This is a genomic window from Nitrosophilus sp., from assembly GCF_982775275.1.
In genome coordinates this window covers 1-6,842 of sequence record NZ_CEXZHP010000078.1, presented here as the reverse complement: position 1 = coordinate 6,842, position 6,842 = coordinate 1, and the positions used below count along the sequence as shown (strand labels likewise).

Annotated in this window: 6 protein-coding genes; 2 read left to right on the top strand and 4 right to left on the bottom strand. The window is 33.1% G+C overall.

Annotation, left to right across the window (positions count from 1 at the left end; translation table 11 throughout):
* Positions 1–274: 274 nt before the first annotated feature.
* The 3 genes from ccoS to AC30RD_RS05105 all read right to left on the bottom strand — a co-directional run bounded on the left by ccoS (position 275) and on the right by AC30RD_RS05105 (position 3,573).
* Positions 275–508: a cbb3-type cytochrome oxidase assembly protein CcoS gene (gene ccoS, locus AC30RD_RS05115; protein ID WP_489493236.1), complete on the bottom strand. Its 234-nt coding sequence runs from the start codon at positions 506–508 to the stop codon at positions 275–277.
* Positions 509–562: 54 nt separating this feature from the next.
* Positions 563–2,983 (bottom strand): heavy metal translocating P-type ATPase, encoded by a 2,421-nt coding sequence (locus AC30RD_RS05110; protein WP_489493235.1) that lies wholly within the window; start codon positions 2,981–2,983, stop codon positions 563–565.
* Positions 2,984–3,060: 77 nt separating this feature from the next.
* Positions 3,061–3,573: an asparaginase domain-containing protein gene (locus AC30RD_RS05105; protein ID WP_489493234.1), complete on the bottom strand. Its 513-nt coding sequence runs from the start codon at positions 3,571–3,573 to the stop codon at positions 3,061–3,063.
* 149 nt (positions 3,574–3,722) lie between these two features.
* On the opposite strand from AC30RD_RS05105, the gene AC30RD_RS05100 reads away from it, so the two are divergent.
* Positions 3,723–4,214, top strand: coding sequence for a GNAT family N-acetyltransferase (locus tag AC30RD_RS05100; protein WP_489493233.1), 492 nt, complete (start codon positions 3,723–3,725; stop codon positions 4,212–4,214).
* Positions 4,214–4,603 carry a hypothetical protein gene (locus tag AC30RD_RS05095; protein WP_489493231.1) on the top strand — a complete coding sequence of 130 codons (390 nt, stop codon included), beginning with the start codon at positions 4,214–4,216 and terminating at the stop codon, positions 4,601–4,603. Before AC30RD_RS05100 ends, AC30RD_RS05095 begins: the two co-directional genes overlap by 1 nt.
* Positions 4,604–4,650: 47 nt before the next feature.
* Here AC30RD_RS05095 and AC30RD_RS05090 read toward each other — a convergent pair.
* A partial coding sequence (locus AC30RD_RS05090; RefSeq protein WP_489493230.1) for an STT3 domain-containing protein occupies positions 4,651–6,842 on the bottom strand: 2,192 nt, incomplete at its 5' end.

Sequence of the window (6,842 nt, the reverse complement as noted above, 5' to 3'; positions counted from 1 at the left end):
ACTTAACCCCGAAGGGGCGCTATTGCGTTTGCACTTTTTAATAAAATTTTCAAACATTGCGTTAGCAAAAATCGCATCCGACTTGAGCGAAATTTAGTAATTTTTCAAAGCACTCAATTTTCATATCCATAAATTTTTTCCATACTTTTAAATCTTTATATAAACCCATTAGATTTTTCTCCATAAATATTTCTTCAAACTTCAAACTTCAAACTTCAAACTTGAAACTTCCAACTTGAAACTTCAAACTTCAAACTTCAAACTTGAAACTTACTCACTCCGGCATCACTCTCTTATCTTTTCTTCTTTTTTCAAGGGCCTTTTTCTTTTTCTCTTCCATCATCACAGCATCTTTTAGCTCCTCTTCTCCGTCAAACCTAGCGCCATCCAAAAATTTCGAGGTATCATCAAACTGACCGCTTCTAAGACCCCACAAAAGAGCAGCTAGTCCCAAAGCTCCAAGAAGCGTAGAAACTCCTAACATCATAGCAACAATTCCAGCACTCATCTTTGCCCTTTTTACATTTAAATTTTAAAATCCACAATGACTAAGATCTAATGTCTAATGACTTAATTTTATTCTAAACGAATTGCCCACGACCAAAAGAGAGCTAAGAGACATGGACAAAGCTGCAACCAAAGGATTTACAAACCCAAGTATCGCAGCTGGGACGGCTATGGAATTGTATATCAAAGATATGGCCAAGTTTTCTTTTATAGCTCTATAAACTCTTCTGCTTATTTTATAAGCTTCATAAATGCTATAGGGTTTTTCATCCAAAAGAACAATATCGCTAACACTTAGAGCGATATCAGCTCCGCTTCCCATAGCGATAGCTATATCGCTGCAAGCTAAAGCAATAGAGTCGTTTATCCCGTCTCCAGCCATTACTATAATATGTCCCTCTTTATGAAATCTATCTATAAAAGCGCTTTTGTCTTGTGGTAGTAGTTTTGCGTAAAACTCTTCTATTCCTACAAGATCTGCTACCTTTTTTGCAACCTTTTGATTGTCCCCGGTAAGCATAACTACTCTTATGCCCATCTCTTTTATTTTTGTTATGGCTTGTGCGGCTTTTTCTTTTATCTTGTCACTTAACTCAAATATCGCAACAAGCTCACCATCTATAGCAACCAAAAACAAAGAGTTTTCGCTCTTAATATCTACCTTTATTCCCATCTCTTCCAAAAACTCCATATTCCCGCCGACAACTTTTTTGCCATCTATTATCGCTTCAACTCCTTTTGCCTTTATCTCCCTAAACTCTTCAACCTTCATTCTTCTCTCTTCACCCTTCTCCCTTCTTCCTTCAACCTTCTCCCTTAAAAACCTCTCCACTCCTTTACTAATAGGATGATTTGAGTTTTTCACAAGCTCTAACAATAAATTTTCATCAAAATCTTTTAGTTTCTCAAAAGTTACGACTTCCGGTCTTCCCTCGGTTATGGTTCCGGTCTTATCCAAAACAAGCATATCGCTTTTTGCCATAGTCTCTAGTAGAGCTGCCTCTTTAAACAAAATCCCTTTTTTTGCCGATATCCCAAGTCCTACCAACGTAGCCATAGGCGTAGCAAGGCCTAGTGCACAGGGACAGGCTATCACAATAACCGATATTGCTACGATCAGCGCCTTTTCAAACTCGTTGGTATAAAAATACCACCCCATAAATGTCAAAAGAGCGAAAGTCAAAATAATCAAACTAAAATATCCCGATATCTGATTTGCGAGTTTTTCTATTTTTGGTTTTTTGGTGATGGAGTCTTCAAGAAGCGAAGCAATATTTGATAAAAGCGAAGTTGAAAAATCTTTCTTTGCCCTATATCTTACAACCGAATCAAGACATATCGACCCGCTTAAAACCTCATCACCCTCTTTTTTAAAAACCGGTTCGCTCTCCCCGGTCAATGAACTCTCGTCAAAAGAGGCGCTTCCATTGATTATTACCCCGTCTATTACGATCTTTTCTCCGGGCTTTACCTCTATAATATCGCCTGGTTTTACGTTTTCTACTAAAACCAATGCTTTTTCGTTGTTTTTTATTACGGTAACTTCTGTCGGAACCGATCCTAAAACGCTATCGAGAGTATCTACCGCCTGTTTTTTGCTTAAAACCTCCAAATATTTACCAACCAACACAAACGTAATTATCATAGTAACAGAGTCAAAATATACTTCCCCTACTCTTGATATCATTGCGTATATAGAATATATATATGCCAAAGTTGCACCGGTTGCCACAAGTAGATCCATATTTACAAATCTATTTTTCAAGCCGTAATACGCACCTTTAAAATAGACCCAACCGCTATAAAAAAGGGTAGGAGTTGCTAAAACAAACTCGGCAAAATTTAAAATATCTTTGATATCCTGTCTCATTCCGGTAAAAAAACCAACATATTGCGCAACCGCTATCCACATGATATTCATAGTGGCAAATATGGCAACCAAAATCCTTGAGTAATAATCCCTTCTTGCTTTAACGGCTCTTTCTTCTTGGAGCTTTGGATCGTATGGATAGGCGTTATATCCGATTGAGCGAATCGTTTCAATGATCTTTGATAATTTTACTTCATCCGGATCCCACACTATTTTTGCTTTATTGTTTGTATAATTGATAGTAGCCTCTATAACTCCTGGAGTTTGATGCAAAACTTTTTCATTTAACCATACGCAAGCGGCACAATGGATCCCTTCCATTATCAAATTTATCTCATAAAGCCCGTCATCCCTGACTTTAACATACTTTTTTATAAATCCTTCAAGGTCAAATTTCTCCAAATCATCACTTTTTTTCTCTGCCGGCTGCAACTTTGTATCGCCAAGTTTTTCGTAAAAGCTATCAAGACCCTCCTCTTTTAATAGATGATAAACCCCTTGACACCCTTTACAGCAAAAATATTTTTTCTCACCATCTATCTCATCTTCTATCATAACCGACTTATCAAACTCCAAATGGCAATGATCACACTTTACTTTTCCCATCCCTTTCCTTTACTTCGAAGTCCGACTTCGAAGTTTGGTTTTAAATAATAAATATGGCCGATTTTGCAAACTTTTCTTTAGTTTTTTACTTCGAAGTCCAACTTCAAAGTAAATTTGCCATTTTTTTTATCTTTATAAATTTGATCATAAGGTAAAACCAAAGAGTGCATGGCTATAAAAACCCCTTTTTCAAAATCGAGCAAGAGTTTTGAAAGAGCCAACGTAAAATTTGCCGTCGCCTCAACCGGATCGATACTAAAAGGTTTCATTGAGCCGGTAAAAACGACCGATTTGTCTTTTATGTTTTTTGCTATATATTTTGCGCTTTTATCCATAGTGTCGGTTCCGTGAACAACTATAATCTTATCGGTATCAAACTCTTTTATCTCTTTTAGCAAAATCTCTCTATCCCTATCATCCATCATTAGACTATCTTTAAATATTATACCTTTTATCTCATAAGCAAAATTATCGTAAAATGGGGCTAAAACCTTTTCAACGGCGATACTATCTTTTGGAACGAAAAGCTCTCCTAAAATCGGATCGTATCTTTTATTAAAAGTTCCGCCGGTATTGATTATGCCAATCATTGATTTTGCCTTTTTTTATTTTGGAATATATCATTTTTATAATTAAAAAGATATTCAAAAGATTTTAATTTTAAAAATTTAATTAACATATATAATTTAAAGCAAAAAATTGTAAAATACATCATAAATTATGAAATCAAGGAGATTAAATGGAATTGCAAAATTTTCAAATAAAAGAGCTAAATAGAAAAAATCTAACCTGTTATGAATTGGATAAAATAGTAAACGGCATAAAGGCTGCAACAAATGACCAATATATAAAAAGCATACCTTATGAATCTTGGAAAAATGATATTATGAATTCATTAGAGCAAAATATCTATAAAATTACGCTTTTTTATTTAGAAGAAGAGATAGCTGGACTTCTTTTTTTTGCGGTTGGCGATAAAAATAATCCAAATAGATATGAATTTATCCAATATATCTATATATCCCCGGATTTTAGAAAACTTGGAGTTCCTCTTTTAAAAAAAATGATAGATTACGCAAAATCAAAATCCAATATTTTAAGAACAAAAATAAACTCTTCAAATAGAAAATTAAAAACAGCTTTAAAATATGTTGGTTTTAAAGAAACGGGAAACAAAAACGTTAAAAATGGCAATGAATATGTAGAATTTAAATGGATAAAAAATAATTAATGCAGGAAAAAATCTTATATATTTTTTTACTTATATTTTTTGAGTTATATGAGGCTTCTTGGCAAAAAGCGGATAGTATTAGAGGGATAATTAAAAATATATTTAAAAGATATGAAAAAGGGCAAATCTATTTTTATCTATCACATCCTAGTTTTTGGTTTGTTTTATATACGGCTATAAAATACAATATAACCAATTTTTGGATGATAGCTATAGTTTTGCTAAAAGCAAGTGATATAGCTTTTAAACTTTGGCTAATACAAGCAAAGAGCAACAAAAATAGTATAGATGAGATTTTAGGATTGCCTCAAGATTTTAAAATCTCTCCCGCTATGATTTATCTAAATACGGTGGTTTATACGATTTTGTTTTATTTTGCACTCTTTTAAAATTCGTTTTTCAACTATTATATTTTAAAAACGAAAAAATATCAATATTATATTTTTACTTTATATATCTTGCTCCAAGGAGATATAATAACCGGTTCAAAAAGATCTTTATCGTAGTTATCAAAAACAAACATCTGAATATACAAAGAGTTTAACATCTCATCATCAACTATTAAAAAACTTCTATAACTTTGCAAAAATATCACAGATAAAGGTGCGTTTTTTCTAAGATGCTGAGTCTCTTTTATTATTTTGCCGCTTTGGGTATATGCAACCGTATAAAAATCTTTTATGGGAACGACCTGATTTTGGATATATAAAACGCCTCTTTTTTTATCTATGGCTATCCCTCTTCCTAGATATGTTTTTTCCTCTGTATCTTTAAAAAATTCAGTATAATACATAAAAGGCTCACTTTTTCTTTTCCCGGTCATTAGATCTATATTGCTAAACTCCTTGACAACCGGAAATATCTCCATCATTCTAAGAGGCAAATATATATAAACCTCTCTTGTTTTATTAGGAAGTTTTATATCGCCATATTTTAGATTTTCCAAAAATTTGTTTGGATTTATCTGTTTTTGCTTTGAGTTTTGAAACAAAACATCGGCAACGGGAAAACCAAAAGATGCAACAAATTTTTCTCCTTTTTTATCTTCAAAAACAAACTCTTCCGGGATATTTGAAATATCAATATTCTCATCTTTATACTTTTTATACCATTTTATCTGCTCTATATATTTTTCTACTGAAACTCTTGCAAGTCTGGCCGCTTCAAGAGGCGAGGAGGTGCTAAGGATTTTTGAAACTATAAAATTGTCATGATTGTGTTTTCCGCCATCTATCAATGTTAGCTTATCCGCGTAAAACCAGATAGGATAAGCATAATCCCACCATGTTAAGACAAAATCTTTTGGAGAGCTTTTCTTTCTTAAAAGATCCAAAACTTCAACTTCGCTTTTATTAAAAACAACAGGCACCTTATAATCTACAACATGGGATATATTTGGCAAAAGAGCGGCAACGGCAAACAGACCAACAGCCGCATATTTTATATATCTGTTTTTCATCCATATAACAAATATCCAAAAAAGATAAACCAAAGAAAAACCCAAAAAAGGCACCGCGTATATGGTAAATCTAAGCCCACCTTTCAAAGCGAATATTCCAAGTGCCACAAAAACAAAACTTATCCAAAAACTTCGTTTGTGAATAAGCAAAAAAACATACCCCAAAAGGGACAATAAAAACAAAGATATATGTCCGCTTATTCTATTTGACAAAGTTTCAAAGGATATTCCTGAAGCCTCCCTTATAGTTTGCATAACTTTATAAAAATGAAGCCCCTTTTCTTCGGTGCCTTCTTTGAAAAAATACATAGAAATTTTACTCCATATCTGAAAAATAGCCCCGCTCCAAAAGAAAAATACCGCTATAATCAAAAAAGCCGCATACTTTTCATAAACTTTTGGGATGGATTTTTTATCCAGGACAAAATATAGAACTATAACCAAAGCCATTTTTATAATAAAATAGATAGGAAATAAAGAAAGATACAAAATGATCAAACTTTTATAAAAAAAATCATCTTTTCTATGAAATAAAATAAGATAAAAGGTATATAAAAAAACAAGTCCATATAAAACATTTTTGCCTGGAGCATATAAAAAGGGATAGATAGATGAGATCAAGCCTGCCCAAAGTATAGGTTTAAAGGATCTTTTTTCAACGGACGAAACCAAAAAATAAAATATAAAAACTATCACCATAACGCTAAACATATCCGTATCATAATAACCAAACATTGTCCTGTTATAATAACTCCAAGCTATCGAAGCAATAAGCGCTGCAAAAAAACCAACCACCGTTAGCTTATACAATCTCCCAAGTAAAATGATAGGCACAACTATAAAAGAAGATATAAATCCCGGCATATACAATAAAATAGTCTCTAAAGAAAAAGGAAGGATTTTTGCCAGCAAAGCCGTAACAAAAACCAACCCCCTATCCCAAAACTCAGAAACCAAAGGATTTGGCTGATGCATACCAAAAAGAGCCTTTTGAACTCCGCTGGCAAAAAAATAACCGTCATTTGTATTTATCATTATCTGACCATTCCAATAAAACTCATCAAAGCCTGAGGCCCAATATATCCAATAATATCTAATTGCCAATGAGAAAAGATAGGCTATAATTATAAAAACGATAACCGATCTGTTTGAGAAATACTCATCAGATA